This window comes from Shimazuella soli (assembly GCF_022511585.1).
GTDB lineage: Bacteria > Bacillota > Bacilli > Thermoactinomycetales > Thermoactinomycetaceae > Shimazuella > Shimazuella soli.
The window spans coordinates 621,501-640,557 of the sequence record NZ_JAKWBN010000002.1 but is presented as its reverse complement, the minus strand read 5'-3'; the positions used below and the strand labels follow the sequence as shown (position 1 = coordinate 640,557).

At 40.3% G+C, this 19,057-nt stretch carries 22 protein-coding genes; 10 read left to right on the top strand and 12 right to left on the bottom strand.

The genetic code is table 11. The features are described 5' to 3' along the window. Positions 1 to 83: 83 nt before the first annotated feature. From recG to MK805_RS08135, 6 genes are all read right to left on the bottom strand, one after another. Positions 84 to 2,126 carry an ATP-dependent DNA helicase RecG gene (recG, locus tag MK805_RS08160; protein ID WP_240875085.1) on the bottom strand — a complete coding sequence of 681 codons (2,043 nt, stop codon included), beginning with the start codon at positions 2,124 to 2,126 and terminating at the stop codon, positions 84 to 86. Next, complete coding sequence (gene sdaAA / locus MK805_RS08155) at positions 2,123 to 3,016, bottom strand: L-serine ammonia-lyase, iron-sulfur-dependent, subunit alpha (protein ID WP_240875084.1); 894 nt, start codon at positions 3,014 to 3,016, stop codon at positions 2,123 to 2,125. The genes recG and sdaAA overlap by 4 nt, the downstream gene beginning before the upstream one ends. Before the next feature lie 95 nt (positions 3,017 to 3,111). Continuing rightward, positions 3,112 to 3,774, bottom strand: a complete 663-nt coding sequence (gene sdaAB / locus MK805_RS08150; RefSeq protein WP_240875083.1) for an L-serine ammonia-lyase, iron-sulfur-dependent subunit beta — start codon at positions 3,772 to 3,774, stop codon at positions 3,112 to 3,114. A gap of 6 nt (positions 3,775 to 3,780) precedes the next feature. Then, positions 3,781 to 4,653 (bottom strand): DegV family protein, encoded by an 873-nt coding sequence (locus tag MK805_RS08145; RefSeq protein WP_240875082.1) that lies wholly within the window; start codon positions 4,651 to 4,653, stop codon positions 3,781 to 3,783. Positions 4,654 to 4,671: 18 nt separating this feature from the next. Further along, on the bottom strand, positions 4,672 to 6,351 hold the full coding sequence (locus MK805_RS08140; RefSeq protein WP_338057487.1) for a DAK2 domain-containing protein: 1,680 nt from the start codon (positions 6,349 to 6,351) through the stop codon (positions 4,672 to 4,674). A gap of 12 nt (positions 6,352 to 6,363) precedes the next feature. Beyond that, a complete protein-coding gene (locus tag MK805_RS08135; RefSeq protein WP_240875081.1) occupies positions 6,364 to 6,729 on the bottom strand; it encodes an Asp23/Gls24 family envelope stress response protein in 366 nt (121 codons plus the stop codon). 196 nt (positions 6,730 to 6,925) lie between these two features. Between MK805_RS08135 and rpmB the strand changes: the two genes are divergently transcribed. Continuing rightward, entirely contained in the window at positions 6,926 to 7,114 is a 189-nt protein-coding gene (rpmB, locus tag MK805_RS08130; protein WP_240875167.1) for a 50S ribosomal protein L28, read from the top strand. A 177-nt stretch (positions 7,115 to 7,291) separates the two neighbouring features. Here rpmB and MK805_RS08125 read toward each other — a convergent pair whose 3' ends face one another. Continuing rightward, a complete protein-coding gene (locus tag MK805_RS08125) occupies positions 7,292 to 8,419 on the bottom strand; it encodes an MFS transporter (protein WP_240875080.1) in 1,128 nt (375 codons plus the stop codon). 315 nt (positions 8,420 to 8,734) lie between these two features. Between MK805_RS08125 and MK805_RS08120 the strand changes: the two genes are divergently transcribed. The 3 genes from MK805_RS08120 to MK805_RS08110 all read left to right on the top strand — a co-directional run bounded on the left by MK805_RS08120 (position 8,735) and on the right by MK805_RS08110 (position 10,525). Next, a complete protein-coding gene (locus MK805_RS08120) occupies positions 8,735 to 9,052 on the top strand; it encodes a hypothetical protein (protein WP_240875079.1) in 318 nt (105 codons plus the stop codon). Between the two features lie 131 nt (positions 9,053 to 9,183). Continuing rightward, a complete protein-coding gene (locus tag MK805_RS08115) occupies positions 9,184 to 9,930 on the top strand; it encodes an alpha/beta fold hydrolase (protein WP_240875078.1) in 747 nt (248 codons plus the stop codon). 4 nt (positions 9,931 to 9,934) lie between these two features. After that, the gene (locus MK805_RS08110) at positions 9,935 to 10,525 is read left to right on the top strand and encodes a TetR/AcrR family transcriptional regulator (protein WP_240875077.1); all 591 of its coding nucleotides are present in this window, start codon (positions 9,935 to 9,937) and stop codon (positions 10,523 to 10,525) included. Between the two features lie 130 nt (positions 10,526 to 10,655). On the opposite strand, the gene MK805_RS08105 is transcribed toward MK805_RS08110, so the two are convergent. From MK805_RS08105 to MK805_RS08095, 3 genes are all read right to left on the bottom strand, one after another. Next, positions 10,656 to 10,850 carry a hypothetical protein gene (locus MK805_RS08105; protein ID WP_240875076.1) on the bottom strand — a complete coding sequence of 65 codons (195 nt, stop codon included), beginning with the start codon at positions 10,848 to 10,850 and terminating at the stop codon, positions 10,656 to 10,658. 2 nt (positions 10,851 to 10,852) lie between these two features. After that, positions 10,853 to 11,980: an IS200/IS605 family element RNA-guided endonuclease TnpB gene (tnpB, locus tag MK805_RS08100; RefSeq protein ID WP_240875075.1), complete on the bottom strand. Its 1,128-nt coding sequence runs from the start codon at positions 11,978 to 11,980 to the stop codon at positions 10,853 to 10,855. Positions 11,981 to 12,210: 230 nt separating this feature from the next. Continuing rightward, positions 12,211 to 12,888, bottom strand: a complete 678-nt coding sequence (locus MK805_RS08095) for a response regulator transcription factor (RefSeq protein WP_240875074.1) — start codon at positions 12,886 to 12,888, stop codon at positions 12,211 to 12,213. Between the two features lie 189 nt (positions 12,889 to 13,077). Between MK805_RS08095 and MK805_RS08090 the strand changes: the two genes are divergently transcribed. The 5 genes from MK805_RS08090 (at position 13,078) to MK805_RS08070 (ending at position 15,664) form a co-directional block, all read left to right on the top strand. Beyond that, a complete protein-coding gene (locus MK805_RS08090) occupies positions 13,078 to 13,239 on the top strand; it encodes a hypothetical protein (RefSeq protein ID WP_240875073.1) in 162 nt (53 codons plus the stop codon). Positions 13,240 to 13,516: 277 nt separating this feature from the next. Next, entirely contained in the window at positions 13,517 to 13,996 is a 480-nt protein-coding gene (locus tag MK805_RS08085; RefSeq protein ID WP_240875072.1) for a DUF6530 family protein, read from the top strand. Positions 13,997 to 14,028: 32 nt separating this feature from the next. Further along, positions 14,029 to 14,388, top strand: a complete 360-nt coding sequence (locus MK805_RS08080) for a GIY-YIG nuclease family protein (RefSeq protein WP_240875071.1) — start codon at positions 14,029 to 14,031, stop codon at positions 14,386 to 14,388. 64 nt (positions 14,389 to 14,452) lie between these two features. Next, the gene (locus MK805_RS08075; protein ID WP_240875070.1) at positions 14,453 to 14,605 is read left to right on the top strand and encodes a hypothetical protein; all 153 of its coding nucleotides are present in this window, start codon (positions 14,453 to 14,455) and stop codon (positions 14,603 to 14,605) included. Between the two features lie 597 nt (positions 14,606 to 15,202). Further along, positions 15,203 to 15,664 carry a hypothetical protein gene (locus MK805_RS08070; protein ID WP_240875069.1) on the top strand — a complete coding sequence of 154 codons (462 nt, stop codon included), beginning with the start codon at positions 15,203 to 15,205 and terminating at the stop codon, positions 15,662 to 15,664. Between the two features lie 139 nt (positions 15,665 to 15,803). Here MK805_RS08070 and MK805_RS08065 read toward each other — a convergent pair whose 3' ends face one another. Next, positions 15,804 to 17,312, bottom strand: coding sequence for an MFS transporter (locus MK805_RS08065; protein ID WP_240875068.1), 1,509 nt, complete (start codon positions 17,310 to 17,312; stop codon positions 15,804 to 15,806). A 178-nt stretch (positions 17,313 to 17,490) separates the two neighbouring features. On the opposite strand from MK805_RS08065, the gene MK805_RS08060 reads away from it, so the two are divergent. Further along, complete coding sequence (locus MK805_RS08060) at positions 17,491 to 18,375, top strand: VOC family protein (protein WP_240875067.1); 885 nt, start codon at positions 17,491 to 17,493, stop codon at positions 18,373 to 18,375. Between the two features lie 154 nt (positions 18,376 to 18,529). Here the strand turns inward: MK805_RS08060 and MK805_RS08055 are convergent, their stop codons facing one another. Next, positions 18,530 to 18,856: a hypothetical protein gene (locus MK805_RS08055; protein WP_240875066.1), complete on the bottom strand. Its 327-nt coding sequence runs from the start codon at positions 18,854 to 18,856 to the stop codon at positions 18,530 to 18,532. Between the last annotated feature and the right edge of the window lie 201 nt (positions 18,857 to 19,057).

Below are 19,057 nucleotides of genomic sequence, written 5' to 3'. Positions count from 1 at the left end.
TTTCGTATGTAACTCAACTTCTACGCTCAAAATTTTTCTCCAATAAAAAAGGAAAAAAGGCAGCTATTTGCTACCTTTTACTTTTAATCTAATATGGATTCGTCTGTTTGCACTCTTTTCAACAAATCTTCGTATTCTTCAGAAGTTATTCCATCTTTAGATTGAAGAATTTCCTTTGCATCATTTCTAGCCACTTCTAAAATTCGCTCATCACGGGTTAGATCAGCTAGGCGAAACTCTGGTAAACCACTCTGTTTTACTCCTAAAAAATCTCCCGGCCCCCTCATTTGCAGGTCTCTTTCGGAAATCACAAATCCATCTGTCGTTTCTGTCATAATTTCCATCCGTTCTTTTCCTGTTTCTGATTTTGGATTTGCAACTAACACACAAGTCGATGCTCCCCCTCCACGGCCAACTCTCCCTCTTAATTGGTGCAATTGAGCTAAACCAAAGCGATCAGCATCATAGATAACCATAACGGTAGCATTGGGAACATTCACTCCAACCTCAATTACGGTGGTAGAAATTAAAACTTGAACATCATTTTGTTCGTAAAGACCCATGATTTCCTCTTTTTCAACAGAACTCATGCGACCATGCAATAGACCGACACGAATAGGAGATAATTCCAGTGTCACTTGTTCAAATAACTCTACTGCATTAGCCAAATCTAACTTTTCAGATTCCTCAATCAATGGACAGATAATATATGCCTGTCTGCCTGCCTTACATTCTTTTGCCACAAATGCCATAATTCTTTTCCATGCTTCTTTTTTCACCCAATAAGTTGCAATAGGTTCACGTCCTGCTGGCATCTCATCAATAATCGAAACATCCATTTCTCCATACACCGATATTGCCAACGTTCGTGGAATCGGGGTAGCTGTCATCATCAAGACGTCTGGAAACTCCCCTTTTTCACGAAGCGTACCTCTCTGTTTTACTCCAAATCGGTGCTGCTCATCTGTGATGACCAAACCTAGTTTTTGATATACGACAGCTTCCTGGATCAATGCATGTGTTCCAACTATCACATCAGCCGAACCTTGCTGAATCTGCTCTAACGTTTCTCTCCTACTCGCAGCTTTCATATTTCCCGTTAGAGTTACTACTTTTAATCCCCATTTCTCTAGAATCGATTTCAAAGAAGTCGCGTGCTGGTCTGCTAAGATTTCAGTAGGTACCATCAAGGCACCTTGATAACCAGATAAGTAATTCGCATATAAAGCGATTGCCGCTACAACTGTTTTTCCAGAACCCACATCTCCTTGTAATAAGCGGTTCATTTGAAACGGAGATTTTAAATCAGCACAAATTTCGTCAACTACTCTCTGCTGTGCACTGGTCAATGGAAATGATAGATTGTCTATCATCTCTTTCAATTTTCTTTCGTCGATTTCTCTAGATATTCCTTTTGTCTCATGGCGGTTTTGTAACCTGGACCATATTAAACGGCATTCATAAAGAAATAACTCTTCATAAACAATGCTTCGGCGTGCCTGATGACCGTCTTTTATATCCCTTGGGAAATGAAGATAGTATATTGCCTTTGCTCTTGATATCAATCGATATTTGGAACGTAAGCTTGCAGGTAACACCTCTTCAATTTGACTTCCGTATTCCTTAAAAGCTTCCATGATGAGTTTTCTTAACCAAGACACTTTTATTTTACTGGTCACGGAATAAATAGGTTCAAATTGACCAAGATGAGCTTCTTGTTCTTTTTGACTAAAAAACGTTCTCTCCCCATTGATCAATAATTTTTCACGATCCCATCTTCCCGTTACCATTACTGTAGAGCCATATGAAAGTTTTGGCTTTAAATAGTGTTGATTAAACCACATCACCGTAATGGGAATATTATCTACTTCCATCTTTACCGTTAGACGAGATTGTTTTTTTCCAAACCAGCGCATGCTGGGACTGCCAACTATCTTTCCACGAAAAGTTACCCTTTCTTCATGTAGAGCATCAACTGGATTGATTAGTTGATAGTTATCATAGCGGAAAGGGTAGTAAGTAAGTAAATCCTCCATACTTTTGATACCTAACTCAGCTAGTTGTATCGCCCTCTCTGGTCCCACTCCGGGCAATACGGTAACGGGAACATTTGTAAGTTTTGTCATTCGTCTTCCTTTGTATTTTGAAAAATTTGTCTCTCTAAGGCTTTTCCAGTGGGAGTGGCCGCCAATCCACCAAGTGCTGTTTCACGAAGTGCAACAGGCATATCTTGACCAATTTTATACATGGCGCTGATTACTTCATCCGTAGGAATAATACTTTTCACCCCTGCTAATGCTAAGTCAGCTGCAACCATTGCGATTGCTGCTCCCATTGCATTTCGTTTTACACATGGAGCCTCTACTAAACCAGCAATCGGATCACATACGAGCCCCAACATATTTTTCAACGCGATGGCAACTGCTTCTGCAGCTTGCGAAGGCGTTCCTCCAGCCATTTCTACCACCGCTGCTGCCGCCATTGCAGTCGCACTCCCTACTTCTGCTTGACATCCACCAGTCGCACCTGAGATACATGCATTATTGGCAATGCAATAACCTATCGCACCTGACACAAATAAGCCTGCTATCATCGCATCGCGGTCCAACTGAAACTTCTTAGCTGTCGTAAAAATAGTACCTGGCAGTATACCACATGCACCAGCAGTGGGAGTAGCTACGATGATCCCCATCATTGCATTCACTTCGGAGACTGCGGTTGCACTAGCTACTGCATCCAATACAGTTTCACCTGAAAGCAGTACAGGGGCAGTTTCTTTATAAGTTTGAATGCGCTTCGCATCTCCACCTGACAAGCCACTAGCCGAACGGCCATCTTGAGATAGACCTCGTTCGATAGCTTGTCCCATTACATCTAAATTTCTTCCCATCTCCTCCCAAATCTCTTCACGAGATCGGTTCATCACTTCGACCTCTTGTCGAATCATTACTTCGGAAATTTTCAGCCCTTCTGTTTCTGCTAGTTCCACTAATTCTGCTACGCTTCGAAAATTCACGGGTCCTACTCCTTTCGAAAGAAAAATGACAATTATTTTTTGAATGGCATAGAAATGGATTATTATCAAATAGAAACCACCGACTAGCGGTGGCTCTAATTATTTAGCACTGTCACTGAGTACATTCCCGATTTTTGACGAATTTCTTTCAGTAATTCTGGTGTGACGCTTTGATCTGTTTCTATAGACATCAGCGCTTCCAAACCTTTTTCTTTACGAGCTACTTGCATATAACCAATATTAATCTCATGCTTCGCTAAAATAGTAGCTACATCAGCAACAGCACCAAATTGATCTTTATGAAGCACAAGAAGAGTTGGGGAGTTTCCTGAAAGCTTTAATTCAAAGCCATTTAGCTCTACAATCTCTATTTTTCCACCACCGATGGAAATACCAACTACTTCTAACTTTCCTTGATCATCAGAAAGATGGATTCGAGCTGTATTTGGGTGATCTGCTATTTCTTCTGATTCAACAAACCGAACATCTATTCCTGCTTTTTTGGCCATTTGTAAAGATAATGGCATGCGTTCATCATAAGTGTCAAAGTCAAGTATTCCACCTACCAACGCAATGTCAGTACCATGTCCTCGATATGTTTTGGCAAATGATCCATACAAAGTGATGATAATCTCTTTGGGAACTCGACCAAATACCGTCCTAGCTGTTCGACCGATTCTTGCAGCACCTGCTGTATGGGAACTGGATGGACCAATCATTACAGGTCCAATAATATCAAATACAGTACGATATTTCATGTCTCATCATTCTTTCTTTAAAGGAACTAGTATATAAGCAAGGGTAGCAGGCCCTGTATGTGTACCGATAACAGGACCAATCGAAGAAATCACGTTCTCTCGAATATCGTATTCAGGCTGGTTCATTAACTTTTCCATCCATCGACTCGCTTCTTCAGGTGCATCAGCATGAATGACTGTAGCTGACAGAGCACCCTCTGGGATCTTTTCTTTAGCAAGTTCTAAAATACGGCCAAATGCTTTATTTTTACCGCGAACCTTTTCTACTGGATAGATTTCGCCTTCTTTGTTGATGGAAAGTATGGGTTTAATGTTTAAAAGAGATCCAACCACAGCAGCCGCTTTTCCAATCCGACCGCCTCTTTTTAAGTATTCCAATGTATCCACTAAAAAATATATTTGTTGATTTTCGATATAATAATTCGCAATCTCTAGACATTCTTCTAAACTTTTATCAGCAAGTGCTGCTCTTGCTACTGCTACTACAACAACCCCTATACCATAAGAAGCAGATTTAGAATCAACAACGGTTAATTTTACATTTGCTTCCTCTTCTAACATTCCTTTCGCTAACACAGCGGACTGATAGGTACCACTTAATGCTGAGGAAAGATGAATGGAGATGATCTCTTCTGCACCATCTGCGATCGCTTGTTTATAGGCATCACAAAAATCCATAGGGGATGGCTGTGAAGTAGTAGGAAGTTGTTCTGCTACTTCCAATCTGCGATAAAACTCCTCTGGAGTGAGGGTCTTTCCATCTAAATAAGATTGGTTATCCAAATGTACCTTCAACGGAATTACACGAATATTTAATTCCTCTTGAAGTTCTTTGGGAATATCTGCTGTACTATCCGTAAACACATGAACACGTGCCAAAAACCATTCCCCCTTCTCCTACTCCACAGCAAACAAGAAATAATAAAGTGGCTGGCCACCTTCATAAACTTCATATTCAACATCAGGATATGACTGAGTTAAACGAGAAACTAATTCATTTGTTTCCTCTTCGGATACATCGCTGCCAAACAATATGGTAACTACTTCTGTCTCTGATGTCATCATATTAGACAAGAGATCATAGGAAGTTTCTACCATCTTTTTTCCGGCAGTAATAATCTTTCCTTCCCGAATCCCTAGAAAATCATCCTTTTCAATGGTGATCCCATCCACAACCGTATCACGAACTGCATAGGTTACTTCTCCAGATTGAACAGAGGTAAGAGCTCGATTCATCTTTTCTTTATTATCTTGTATTTCTTTTTCTTCATCAAATGCCAGCAAAGCAGACAACCCCTGTGGGATGGTTTTCGTTGGAATTACGGTTACATCAACATTCACTAGCTGGCCTACTTGCTCTGCTGTCAAAATGATATTTTTGTTATTCGGTAAAATCAATACATGTTCTGCTGATATCGATTCCACAGCTTTTACTAAGTCTTCTGTGCTGGGATTCATCGACTGACCGCCAGTGATCACGACGTCGACACCCACACTTTCAAATATGTCACTAATCCCTTGTCCTGTAGCTACTGCCACAATCCCATATGGTTTTTCTGGCTCTTTTTTTTCTACAGGTACTTGATGAATAGCATCTACTCCGGTAACGTTTTCAAACTGCTCCCGCATATTATCGATCTTAATCCGGGTTAAGTCGCCATATGTAGAAGCATAGTTTAATGCATCGCCTGGATGCTCTGCGTGTATATGTACTTTGACCAGTTCATCATCAGAAACAACTAATAAAGAATCTCCATACTGAGATATCTCTTCACGAAAATGAACTTCATTGAACTTACGAGTTTTCCGTCTTGTTGTGGAAAGTAAAATCATAAACTCCGTACAGTATCCATGTACGATCGTAGCAGGGTCGATATTTGCACCAGCATGTGCTTCGTGCTCCAAATCTTTTAAGCTTGGCAAATTGGATGCAGGTTTTGCTTCTAGTGACACTTCTTCTCCAGCTAGCACTTTTTTCATCCCTTCATAAACAAATACCAATCCTTGCCCTCCTGCATCTACTACACCAGTCTGCTTCAATACTGGCAATAAATCCGGAGTTCGAGCCAATGATTTTCGCGCTTCTTTCACAACAGCATCCATAACTTGGAGTGGATCATCTGCTACACGCGCTTGGAATACACCTGCTGCTGCCGCTTCTCTTGCCACGGTTAAAACCGTACCTTCCACTGGCTTAATTACAGCTTTGTATGCCGTATCTACTCCTGCTTGAAAAGCATCTGCTAAATCTTTTGGACCGATGACTTCGCTTTTTGACACAGATTTTGCAAACCCGCGAAACAACTGAGATAAAATCACTCCAGAATTCCCACGAGCTCCCATCAAAAGACCTTTTGAAAGCGCTTCCGCTAACTTTCCTACTGTTGGTTCTGCTGCTTTTTTTTCCATTTCCGCAACGCCAGTCGTGATCGTCAGATTCATGTTCGTTCCAGTATCTCCATCTGGCACTGGGAAGACGTTGAGCGCATTCACTCGTTCTACATTATTCGTCAACTCCATCGCTCCAGCTCTCATCATCGAGAGAAAGAGAGGTGCATTAATCGTTGCTTTTTCCAACCGAGGACCTCCTTAATCTTCGTTAACTAGGCGTACGCCTTGAATAAAAATGTTTACATGTTCTACTTGAATGCCCAGTAACTCATTTAAGGTATATTTCACTCTTGATTGTACACCTTTGGCTACTTCTGAAATCTTTGTACCATAACCAACAATAATATGCATATCGATCGTGACATTATCTTTATCCGTATGTACTTCTATTCCTTTAGAAGAATTATCCCTTCTTAGCAATTCTGTAATCCCATCTTTTAGTTGGCTACGGGAAGCCATACCTACCAAACCATAACATTCAAGTGCGGCAACACCGGCCAAAGTTGCGATTACATCATTTGCAACATTGATGTGACCGAGTTTGTTTGAAAATTGTAAACTCATTTCATCAACCTTCCTTATATGACTCAGATATAATAGTATTCTTTGTCCAATGAATATTAATTAGAGACTATATGGCCTGATATTTTAAAATGGCTTTTGTTCATTGTACAATAAAGGAGCAGAAGAAGGAAAGTGGATTGCAAGAAGCCCTCAGAATATGCTACAATGGCAAACGTTAGTGTTAGGAGGTGTAACAATGGCTCGTCGTTGCTTTATCACAGGAAAACAAGGACATGCAGGTAACAATGTAAGTCACTCCCATCGCAAAACCCGCAAAAAATGGGGCGTAAACGTACAAAAAGTTCGTATTTTGGTCGATGGCAAACCAAAACGTGTATACGTCAGCACCAAAGCACTCAAATCCGGCAAAGTAACTCGTGTATAATCGGATAGATGCAAACGAATCCAGATCGGGCAACCGGAACTGGATTTTTGTTTTATCTTTAAGATAATAAGGGGAACCTTATGAAACACGAAGGTAGAATTTTCTCTACAAAAGGGGACGATCACTTCCAATCCATAAAGAATTGAGAAGTGATCGTTTTTTAGAAGCTTTCCGACTCTATTTCTTCCATGCAGGACAGTGGCGAAAAGTCCACTCAAACACAGGAAGAGAGGCCAGGAGAATGATCGGCAGAACGAGCCACATGGATTTTCCGATATGATCTCGAATCATCCCAAGGCCATAGATACCGATAATCCTACCCGCCCCTTGAACCAGCCGGCTTGTCGAAGCAGCTCTTCCCTTTTGATCGGTGAGGAGATAAACCTTTGTCCCTAGGATTTGGGTTTGAATCCCATTGAAGATGATCCCGATAACAAAGGAAGCTACGATTAGCCCCACCACATTTGGCCAATAAAGGAAGAGCAACGATGCTGATGTAACGATTACACCATATCGAATGAACGCCTTCTCATTCTCCTTGATATGTTTCAACAGAAAGGGAACAATCAAGCCAGCCAAACCACTGCCAGCATAGCTGCCCACTCTGACAAAGGTTCCATTTTCGACACCCAAATCGATCACCACAAAAGTGATAAACACACTTTGGATGGCCATGATGCCAATCAATGGAACACTCAGCCGGATTACTTCTGGATGAGGGCGAATGGAGGCTTTCTCCGGTACTCGATTAGACTGCTGTGTATACATCAAGACTACGATCCCAAAGATCGTCAGAATGGGCCCAACCCATTTCCATACAGCCTGATAATCACTTGCCAACCAAGACCCGATGGCGGCACCGACTACTCCGCCAAAAAAACCCACCATAAACAGCTGACCGAAGCCCCTGCCCTGCTTTTCCTCTGGCAGCAGATCTCTGATCTGAATCGTATTTGCAGTCAATGCAATCTGACAGACCATAAATCGGACGAGAAGACAACACAAGACGGCAAGTCCATCCAACATCGCCCCTGTCGCTCCGGAGATGAGCAGAATCAGCAGGGAGAAAAACTGGACTTTCTTTGTCCCATATCGGTCAATCAGTACCCCGCTGATGGTCCACCCGTTTACTTCGACAAACGTCGTGATCATTGCCATTCCGATGATCAGGGAGGACATTTTATGAAGGCTCATCCACAAGGTGTAAGCACTGCCATAAATATCGATATTGAGTGCGATGATGAGCAGAACAGTGACCGTGAGGATCGTTTTTCTATTCCAGATGTCCGGGTCCGGTTTCCACATGAATCTGCCTTTCTACGAGCCGGAAACTCTTCCTTATCAACTTCTCTATCCCTTTTTCTTTGTTATAGTGGGACAGAAGGTTGATTCTAGTTATAGAATATGCACAATATTTCATATATTACAAGATAAAAAATAAATTCCTAGTTTGTTACTCCTTCACCTTATGGAACGAAATCAACTTAGGCGATACAGAAATAGCAAGATTACTAACTTGTAATACGTAAATTATTTTTTTGTTACAAAACAGAATACTAGAACAATTCCACTTTCTGAAATGCTATAATATTTTCCAAAATACATACAAAGAGGTTTAAAATGGTATACGAAACACAAGAAGTAACTTTCACCAAACGTCGTATATTGAAGTCTTGGGAAAAGGAATACAGAAGTTTGCAATATTTGACACCGCTTGCAAAAAATAAGTTTGATTTTATCACTCTTGGATTTCAGATGATCGGTCGAATGAAGCCACTGCTGGAATTAGGCTATCACGAAGACTTTCCATCCAAACGTCCTCATATGGCAAATATGATCGAATGGATGAAAAAGAATGGATGGAATGACATGGCTTTGGAATTTCGAGAGTTTTTCGATCAAGTGGAGGAATACATGAACGAAGCTCATCAAGCATAAGAGATGATGAGCTTCTTTTATGAGTTTTGATATTTTAAATAGGAGTGATCCGGTTTTATATTGACCAAACGTCCAACCGATAATAAAATGATAAGTAGCCCAACGAGTAATCATCGAATGGAGTGATTGTGATGGATTTGTATTATGAAGTAACTGGTACTGGAAAACCAATCGTTCTTCTTCACAGTGGGGGTGCTGATTTGCGGGACTGGACGTTTGTCGCACCTCTTTTAGCCGAAAACTATAAAGTGATCGCAGTAGACGGACGCGGTGCCGGTAGATCTCCATCACCTGTGAAGCCTGCTAACTATATACAAGATTTACTCGATTTGCTTGATCATCTTCAAATTCCTCAAGCTACCCTAGTCGGACATTCCATGGGAGGGCAAATCGCCACCGACTTCGCATTGGAATATCCAGAAAGAGTATCAGAACTTATATTAATCGCACCTGAATTATCTGGCTTTGAACGCTCGTTAGAATTCAAAAACTGGATGGAAAAAGTCAATTCAGCTTTACCTGATATGGATAAAGTTGCAGAGCTTTCACTAAGTGCCCCTTTATATCAAATCACGATGGCTAGTCCTCAGCGTGAACTAATCGAAGAGATGCTTCGTCATCATTTAAAGAAAATCGGGGAATGGACTACATTTGAATCCGTTTGGCCAAAACCTGCAATCAAACGATTAGAGCACCTATCCGTCAAAACGCTATTTATCATTGGTGAAGTGGAACTCCCTGATAACAAGCGCGTTGCAGAACACTTCCAAAGGGTTCCAGATATTCGTTTTGTGCTCCTATCTGATGCCGATCATATGGTAACCTTAACCCATCCGAATGAACTGACTCATCATATTACCCGCTTCTTGGAGGAATAACGTTATGCCACGAACACAGAAAGAAAATGAACGAATACGGCAAATATCCATAGAAAAAATCCGAACCGCAGCAATGGAATTATTCATGAAGCAAGGATATCACGCTACCTCTATTAACGACGTTGCCAAACACGCTGGTATCTCCAAAGGACTTCTTTACAATTATTACAAAGGTAAAGAAGAACTTCTAGCTACTATGATTGAACATCGGATCGGTGAATTAGTTCAAGTGATGGAAAAAGCAATGCTTTATGAATCGCCCACTGAACAATTGAAATACATCATCGAAGGAGCGATCGATAATGTACATCAAAAACCTGAAACATTTCGGTTCTATCTCCATTTGCAAACTCACCCTGAATCAGATGAAGTTGTAGCCAGATATGGGAAAATGCTGATCGATGAATACTCCAAACAATTTCAATTGCAATGTGAGATATTTGAGAAATTAGGATTCATAGAACCAAGAAAACGATCATTATATTTTTCTTCAACCCTTCAAGGTATCATGTTGATGATATCTACTTATCCAAAGCAGTTTCCTATTAAGGAGATAAAGGCGCAGATTATTGAGGAATTTTGTAGAGAAAGCTAATTTATACTAGTTAGCCGTTTTTTTCCGTCATGAAGCACCATTAACAATATACAAAAGGATTTCGTCCTACAATTTGTAAAACTTAGTGAATCCCACATTTATTCAAACTAGACGAGGGATTTAGTTTTGTTCAATGGTTTTGGTTATTTTTCCCACTTAACAGCATATAAAAATTAGCTTCTTCGCTTTGTTCGATCAAATCTTTTTCGTTTCGTTTCATCTGATCTTTTTCAATTCCATTTAAGATGAATACACTCTTGACAACTCCCACGGCTAAAGCCGTGGGATTCTTGGGTAATCCCCATACTTCAAAGAAGTTTACCAAGCTTAGACCGTGAGCCCCACGGCAAGTAATCTTCTACCTTCTTTCAAAATATTTTTGGCTGCATTGATATCTCGGTCATGGTGCTCGTTGCATTCTGGGCATGTCCATGCTCGTAGCTGTAGTTGCTTCACTTTTTTGTTTTTGAAGCCACAACCCGAACAAAGCTGGCTGGAGGGGAAGGTTTTTCCCACTTTCACCACTTTTCTTCCGTATTCTTTCGCTTTGTATTCTAACATCATAACAAACTCCGACCACGAAGCATCGGTGATCGATTTCGCCAGCTTATGATTTTTTACCATATTCTTCACTTGCAGGTTTTCGATACTGATGACTTGGTTTTCATACACCAGTTTCGTGGATAGTTTATGCAAAAAATCATGGCGGGCATGGGTGATTTTTTCATGGATGCGAGCCACTTGGATACGTGCTTTGTGCCAGTTGGAGCCGTCTTTTTTTCTTCGTGTCATCGTTTGCTGCACTTTTGCTAGCTTTTGTTCGTATTGGCGAAAAAATCGGTTCGCATTTATTTTCGTTCCATCATCGAAAATGGCAAAGTCTTTCAGCCCTAAATCGATTCCAATGGCTTCTTTTCTTGCAGGTACGGATCGCAAGTAACATCCCTCGCAGAGGATGGATATTTTATATTTTCCCGTCTGTGTACGACGGATCGTTGCGGACAAAATATGACCACAAATTTCTCTAGATCGGATAAACTTTACCCAACCTAATTTTGGCAATTTGATTTTGCTTCCCTCTATTTCGATGCTCGGCTTGCTATTTTTAGGATAGTTACACTGACTCGTATACGCTTGCACCCGATTTTTTCTGCTTTTGAAACGCGGAGCATTGTTTTGTTTTTGGAAAAAGCGCCGAAAGGCATCCGTAAGGTGTTTCAGTGTATTTTGCAGGGAAGTGGAATCGACTTCTTTCAGCCACGCTAATTCCCGCTTTTTCTCTGTCAGGACACGGGAACAGGTGGAATAGGTCAGCCCTTTCCCAGTTTCTTGATACATTTTGTTCCATTCGCCAAGAAAGTGATTGAATACAAAACGGCTACAGCCGATGGATTTGTGGATCAGTGTTGCTTGTGCTTTGGTCGGTTTAAGACGGTAGGAAAATGCTTTATGCATAGGATCACCTCCTCGTTAGGAATTTTGCGAATATTATAGATCGTATGTTTGCTTTTTGTCAAGTATATCCAAAAATAGTCAGACTTGTGGAAAAAGTTAACACTCGTCTGCGATCGCTTTTCATCCCACTATTAAAACCGTGGGTTTTTTCGATCTCAAGGTTATAAAAAATATCGTTCCTAGCAAAAGGATCGCAAGAAAAATGCTAGATTTTACTTTTACACTGCTTCTCATTTTATTTTCCCTACTGCCTTGTATCCGACTCGATGTACAGTTTGGATTAACTCCTTATAGCTCCCTAGCTTTTGCCGCAACCTACGAATGTGAATATCGACTGTACGGGTCCCGCCAATGTAATCCATTCCCCATATGAGATCAAGCAGTTCCTCTCTCGAGTATACTCGTTCCAAATTCGTGGTCATTAATACTAATAAATCGAACTCTTTTGGAGTTAGCTCAAGAGGTTGATTATTCAGTTCGGCTCTTCGCTTTTTTTGCTCGATTTGCAGATCATGAATTTGGATCATTTCATTTTCATTTTGGTCAAACTTTTGAAATCGTCTAAGTAACGATTTCACTCGTGCGAGCAATTCCCGCATATCAAAAGGTTTTGTAATATAATCATCCGCACCTAAGTCCAGACCAAGAACCTTGTCCGAAATATCTGTTTTGGCAGTCACTAAAATAATCCCCATTTTATCCCGATTTTCGTACTTCCGACAAATTTCATAGCCTGACCGGTTTGGCATCATGATATCCAAAATAGCTACATGAGGCTGGAAAGCAGCAATTTTTTGTTCGGCCTCCTCTCCCTCATAAGCCACTTCAACCGTGTATCCCTCTCGACGCAATGCATAACCAATCGCATCCGTGATGTTCTTCTCGTCATCCGCAACTAAAATTCTCATGTATTTTCACCCTTGCTGCTTTTTAGAAAAGTATATCAATGTATCCCTTTTTTCGAAATTATGACATTAAGAAATCAGGCAAATAATCTTATCCATTTTCTTTGGTAGCGGGATTACTCCGCCTTTTACGCTTCCCTTTTCGAGGTTCACTGCACATATTAAAACATCTTAGTTCAGGGAGGTTTCCTTATGGGTAGTTCTGATGATATTCTGAAAAATCCTTGGTCTGGATCAGGTGGAGAAAAGGTAACCGAATGGCAAGATGGAAAAGGAATAGAAGATCAAATCGAATCTGGCAAAGGTATCGATACAAACATCTCCCCATGGGATAGCGCCAAAGCTGATTTCTAAGTACCTTCATCCTATATCGCCAAAGGTTATACCCTTAAAGAAGAGGCATGCTCAAGCTTAGTGGGCTGCCTTTATATTTTTCCTCAGCCGGCTTATACATTTTAAACTGCCCGTACTTTATAAACCCTTGTTCGTCCTGCTCCAACCACCTTCCCTCTCTTTCAATAACGAAAGCAAAAAAATGATTGACAGTATCTTTTGAATAATGTTAGATTGAATTGTCTATTTGGTAATTTAGTAGTTTACTAAATCACTAAATATCCTAGGAGGAAAACACATGAAAATACCAACTGCTTTAAAACATAAACCAGTCATCGTTTCTGATAACTACGAAAATATAGATGGTAGAAACGCTTACCATTCTGATGCAAAAGGACTATCTTTGGGGCTAGCTCAGTGGAATGATCGAGGGAAAGTAGATGTTTCAGCAAAAGTATGGAGGCATACAGGAGGAAAATGGTCTAGACAATCGGAAGAACTACCCCTGCATCGTGTTTTGGATCTTGCCATTTTAGTATGCAGAGCAAAGCTTCACTTTCGCGAAGCTTATCGATATGAGAACCTATACGATAAAGAAAAACCTACTATTGATCGGGTTGGGCTACAAGGTGATGCTATGACGGTAGCAGTCTGTACAGACAATGAAATGATTGAGGAAGATATTAAGTTATTTAACCAAGTCCTTAGTGAAGATGATGAAATAATTGGAGAAAGATTGCGTGTTCTAGCCAGAATTTTAAAAGAGATGGGCTATTAAAATCGGACTATCTGAAAAGGAGCACTATATACATGGATAGTGACAAGCGCAAAGAGTTAAAAGAGCAATACAAACAGATAAAAACATATATGGGTGTCATTCAAATAACAAATAAAAATAACGAAAAAATCTTCATCAATAGTTATCCCAACCTGAAAAATAAATGGATGACCATTCAGTGGCAATTAGATATGGGAAAATTTGCAAATGCTGCGTTGCAAAAAGATTGGAAGGAACTTGGAAGTGAAGCATTTCAATATGAGGTACTAGAACAAAAAGATGCAGAAAAAGTTTTAGATAAACGCTGGGAACTCAAGAAATTAAAGAGAAAGTGGCTGGATAAATTACAACCTTATGGACAAAAGGGTTATAATGCAGAGCCAAGAGATTGATAAAAATCTCTAAATCCATATAAATTACGTCAACTGGTAATAATACAAAAAAGGAGTGATTTATATGGAGAAAAATGACAAACAGAAAGAACCTACGATTGCAAACGGTATGGATGATCAAGAAGAATTAGATCAAAAAGCATCCAAAGAAGAAATCACTAAAGGGGATTATACAAGAGTCGTCACTTTATCCTATGACGAAGTAGACCCTTCCTAAAAGCAAATGTGCTTCTAACAACAAATTTACACTTCCTGACAACGTAAAAGAGCGACCAATGGACGCTCTTTTACATATTGAATTCGTTTTCATTTAAACCAATTTAATCTCCAATGTTATTAATATGCTCCCGTTTTTGCGCTTACCGTGTCCCCTAATATATCAGCAAATCCTGAGGCGAAAATTGAAAGCATAAAAATAAAGGTCAATCCTAACAACTTCAACTTCCCTTTCTTCACTTCCATACACCTCCCTATTATTTATCCTATGGATTATATGTAATAATCTAATAGGATTATTCAAATTATAAATAACAAAATGATATTTAGTATTAATAAATGATTTTGTTATTGTAATGAAATTGTAAATTATCTTTCGGATTCCTTAAAAATATAAAGTTTTATATCGAATTATCTGTTGATACAAACGGCAATCATTTCTAGAAATTCTAATTATTGATAGAACCACTAAAACAATTCTAATATTTTTATAATAACCTATAATCCCTGTTTATATATTGGCTAGTTGTATATCAACATTACTTCCTCTACACTTAGGATTGATCACAGACTATAGAAGAGAAAGAGGAAAAGTAATTTGACCCAGTTTATTCTCTTAACTCATATCCTTGGAGCTATTGGAATGGGATTTTATCTGATATTACCTTTCTGTTTAAAAGAAGCATTTCTTCAAAAAACATCTATTCTTCAACTCTTGTATCGTGCAAACTTTGTAATTCAATGGATTCTAGTAGCACAGTTATTTACTGGCGGTTACTTGTATTCTCAGGTAACATATTCCATGCTTTGGACCTTTTTGATGATGATTATCTTTTTAGCAATCGGTGCTTTTGGCGGAATGTTTGGATATTACACTCGTCATTTTCTTCAAACTTCTGACCCATCCGAGTTTCCATCATGGATCAAAAAAATCCGTTTTCATGCTATATGTACTTCCATCACTTTTTTGGTCATCATTATTCTCATGGTTTTTTCCCATCAAAATAATGGCTCTTTTTCGTATGTGTGGAGAAAAGTAAGATATGAGGAAAGCTGGTAATGAACAGAAAACGTATGGAATGATATTCTTCTTATCACAATTACAAATATTCCCAATACAACATCTTTGTATCTTATAAACAGCTATCCCCTGTCATGCCATGAGACATGAACAGGGGATTTGTTCTCCCTTAGTAGGGTTAGTAAGGTTTCTTCATCGGAGATACCAGCCGACTTGTGTAGATCACTATGATGCGTACCAAAGATCGAATACCCTTGACGACTGGCTGCATCAGCTCATCACGGCACTCTTTCCATGTCTGCTCCTCTTGGATCCGAAAATACTGTACCAAATAGTACAGTGCGATACCACCAGCAGGAAGCAAAACCAGTTGCAAGCCCCAAATCACCTTATATGGCAATCCGAATCGCTGCGTCATCCATCCGAGGACAAACACCATCACAAAGGAGATGGAAGAAACTAGTTTTACTACCCCAACAGCACCAGTCTTTTGTTTCATATGCTGAAATAAAAGCTGGGATTGAATCGTGCCCAACAGCAAACTAGCAACAGCAATCAGAAACAGTGACAGGAAGACAACAATTGGAGTGACTGTTGTCTGCATTGCAACCATTGTCAATCCTGTTCCAGTCAGGATATAACTAAATGTGAGTGTCTCACGGTTATACTGAGGAGGAATCAGAGTAGCAATCCATCCCCCTACGACAGTACCGACGATTGTTCCTGATAGAACAGAACTGACCGAGGCTACGTTTTTCAGCAGCAATGGTACATATAGAGTACCTACACTCGAAGGGATTTGATTTGGCAAATTACTCAGCAGTACAAGCCAAAACAACCGAGGAGTCAGGACGATCTCTTTTTGATTCTGAATTTGTTGTTTCTGCCGAAACAATCGAATCCAGAAGTACCAAAACACAATCATTGCTGGTGTTGCCAGACATGCCCAGAGGACAACATTCCGCAGAAAGCCGTATCCTAGAACATATCCAGCCATCATATACGGACCGCTTACCAGTACAAGGACCGGCAAGAGAGGCTCCTTTGTTTTTTTATCTGACAGCCTCTCCTCTGCCTGCTTTTTCTGTACAGAATCCTGCCGTTGACGGGCAGTATCCCTTACTTGATTCCTTGGAAAAATAAACCAAGCTGGGATACTAATCATGAGTGGTGTACAGGCAGCCATTGCTGCCCACACATAGACGGAATGCATGCTATTCAATACCCAAAAGCCCAGCGAACTGAACATCAGGTAAATGAGAGGAAAAGCAGTAGTTAGAAGTGCTGCTCCCCTTTGGTGTACCTTCGCTCTCTGGCCCAATTGTGATCGATAGAAGGTACTCGTGCTCATAAAGAGCATGCCTGACACCCCGCCAAACAATGCTGGAAAGACAATGAGCAGAAAAGATTGCATAGAGGATGACCATTTGAAAGCAACAGCCATACCCCAAATGATTCCACTTAGCCCTAGAGAAGAAAGAAAAATCCACTTCTCAGGATCAAGGTCTTTCTTGGTATACACCCAAATGAAAAACAACGATCCTACACCATAACCCAGTGGAATATAAGGGACTAGTTCCTCAAATCCTGCTGTCTCATACACCCTCGCCACCGGAGTCCAGAAGAACCCTGACATCATTCCTACCATGACACTCATGGTGAAGGCGATCCCGAATCTGTTTTTCACCAGTATCTCCTACTGATCGATTTTTTCTCTCTTTCGTACAAAGTATATCACTTTTATTTGACTTTTCAAAAACTCCCATCTCAAACTTGCGATTTGATCGATAGGAATTTATCACGAAATTATGTTCGATATTCCACCATCTATTTGCTATAATATGGAAGAGAAAGGAGCAAAAAACATGCAAAAAATTATTCCACATTTATGGTTTGATCAAGAAGCAAAAGAAGCTGCTGAATTTTATATATCCGCGTTTGGGGAGAACTCAAGGATCACGAACATCACTACCATTGAAGGTACTCCATCAGGGAACTGCGATATAGTCTCTTTTGTGCTCGCTGGACAAAAATTTATGGCGATCAGTGCTGGACCTCATTTCCAGTTTAATCCTTCTGTATCTTTCACGGTTCATTGCCATACAGCAGAGGAAGTCGATTCATTATGGGACAAGTTGTTTGAAGGGGCAACAGCGCTGATGCCGCTTGCCTCCTATCCGTTCAGCGAGCGATATGGATGGTTGCAGGACAAATACGGACTTAGTTGGCAAATCATGTATAATGCCCAGGAGTTCACTCAAAAGATCACTCCTGCCCTCATGTTTACAGGTGACATCTGTGGGAAGGCCGAAGAAGCGATTAACTTTTATGTCTCTGTATTTCACCATGCCACTTTTGATGCAAAGGCACGTTACGAAAAAGAAGAAGACCCTGATGCAGAGGGGATGTTAAAGTTTGCTGCATTCACCTTGGAAGGTCAAAAATTTTCTGCGATGGATAGCAGCTATGAACATGGATTTTCATTTAATGAAGCGATTTCTTTTTTAGTTCTTTGTGAAGATCAGACGGATATCGACTACTACTGGGAAAAACTTTCGGCAGTGCCAGAAGCAGAGCAATGTGGCTGGTTAAGGGACAAATACGGATTATCATGGCAGATATCACCACAAAGAATGGAAGAAATAATGCAGACAGACGATAAAGAAAAGTTAAACCGTGTTACGAAATCGTTTTTAAAAATGAAAAAGTTTGATCTTGCTGAATTAGAAAAAGCATACCAAGGAAAGTAAGATAGAAGGAAAACCGCATATTATTTGGATCATAATGAAACCATGGGTAATATCAATTACAAATGTTCCTGATATCGGAGAATCCTTATAAACAGCCATCCCCTGTCATGTCGGAACACATGACAGGGGATTTATTCTCCCTTAGCAGGGATAGTCAGGCTAGATTTTCTTCATCGGAGATACCAGTGGTCGACTTGTGTAGATCACCATGGCGAGTACCAAAAGTACGAATGAAATTGACGACTGGCTGCATCAGCTCATCTCGGCACTCCTTCCATGTCTGTTCCTCTTGGATCCGAAAATACTGTACCAAATAGTACAGTGCAATACCGGCAGCTGGGAGCAACACCAGTTGCAAACCCCAAATCGCCTTATATGGCAAATCGAATCGCTGTGTCGCCCATCCGAGAACAAACATCATCAGATAAACGACAGCATTCATCAATTGCACCACACCTACAGCACCTGTCTTTTGCTTCATATGCCGAAACAGAAGCTGGGACTGGATCGTTTACAACAGAAAATAGGCTAGTGCATTGAGAAACAGCGCCACGAAAATTCACGATTATCCGATATCCATTCATCAAAAAAGCCGGCAAAGGAGAGTACATAAAAACCAATAACCATAACTCGTTCAAGAAAACATAGAAAAACCCCCAAGTAGATTTTGAAAACATCTTTA

Excerpts from the sequence above, each read along its gene's own strand:
- recG (WP_240875085.1), bottom strand. The coding sequence starts at position 2,126 with ATGACAAAACTTACAAATGTTCCCGTTACCGTATTGCCCGGAGTGGGA.
- sdaAB (WP_240875083.1), bottom strand. The coding sequence starts at position 3,774 with ATGAAATATCGTACTGTATTTGATATTATTGGACCTGTAATGATTGGT.
- MK805_RS08135 (WP_240875081.1), bottom strand. The coding sequence starts at position 6,729 with ATGAGTTTACAATTTTCAAACAAACTCGGTCACATCAATGTTGCAAAT.
- rpmB (WP_240875167.1), top strand. The coding sequence starts at position 6,926 with ATGGCTCGTCGTTGCTTTATCACAGGAAAACAAGGACATGCAGGTAAC.
- MK805_RS08125 (WP_240875080.1), bottom strand. The coding sequence starts at position 8,419 with ATGTGGAAACCGGACCCGGACATCTGGAATAGAAAAACGATCCTCACG.
- MK805_RS08120 (WP_240875079.1), top strand. The coding sequence starts at position 8,735 with ATGGTATACGAAACACAAGAAGTAACTTTCACCAAACGTCGTATATTG.
- MK805_RS08115 (WP_240875078.1), top strand. The coding sequence starts at position 9,184 with ATGGATTTGTATTATGAAGTAACTGGTACTGGAAAACCAATCGTTCTT.
- MK805_RS08110 (WP_240875077.1), top strand. The coding sequence starts at position 9,935 with ATGCCACGAACACAGAAAGAAAATGAACGAATACGGCAAATATCCATA.
- tnpB (WP_240875075.1), bottom strand. The coding sequence starts at position 11,980 with ATGCATAAAGCATTTTCCTACCGTCTTAAACCGACCAAAGCACAAGCA.
- MK805_RS08095 (WP_240875074.1), bottom strand. The coding sequence starts at position 12,888 with ATGAGAATTTTAGTTGCGGATGACGAGAAGAACATCACGGATGCGATT.
- MK805_RS08090 (WP_240875073.1), top strand. The coding sequence starts at position 13,078 with ATGGGTAGTTCTGATGATATTCTGAAAAATCCTTGGTCTGGATCAGGT.
- MK805_RS08085 (WP_240875072.1), top strand. The coding sequence starts at position 13,517 with ATGAAAATACCAACTGCTTTAAAACATAAACCAGTCATCGTTTCTGAT.
- MK805_RS08080 (WP_240875071.1), top strand. The coding sequence starts at position 14,029 with ATGGATAGTGACAAGCGCAAAGAGTTAAAAGAGCAATACAAACAGATA.
- MK805_RS08075 (WP_240875070.1), top strand. The coding sequence starts at position 14,453 with ATGGAGAAAAATGACAAACAGAAAGAACCTACGATTGCAAACGGTATG.
- MK805_RS08060 (WP_240875067.1), top strand. The coding sequence starts at position 17,491 with ATGCAAAAAATTATTCCACATTTATGGTTTGATCAAGAAGCAAAAGAA.
- MK805_RS08055 (WP_240875066.1), bottom strand. The coding sequence starts at position 18,856 with ATGAAGCAAAAGACAGGTGCTGTAGGTGTGGTGCAATTGATGAATGCT.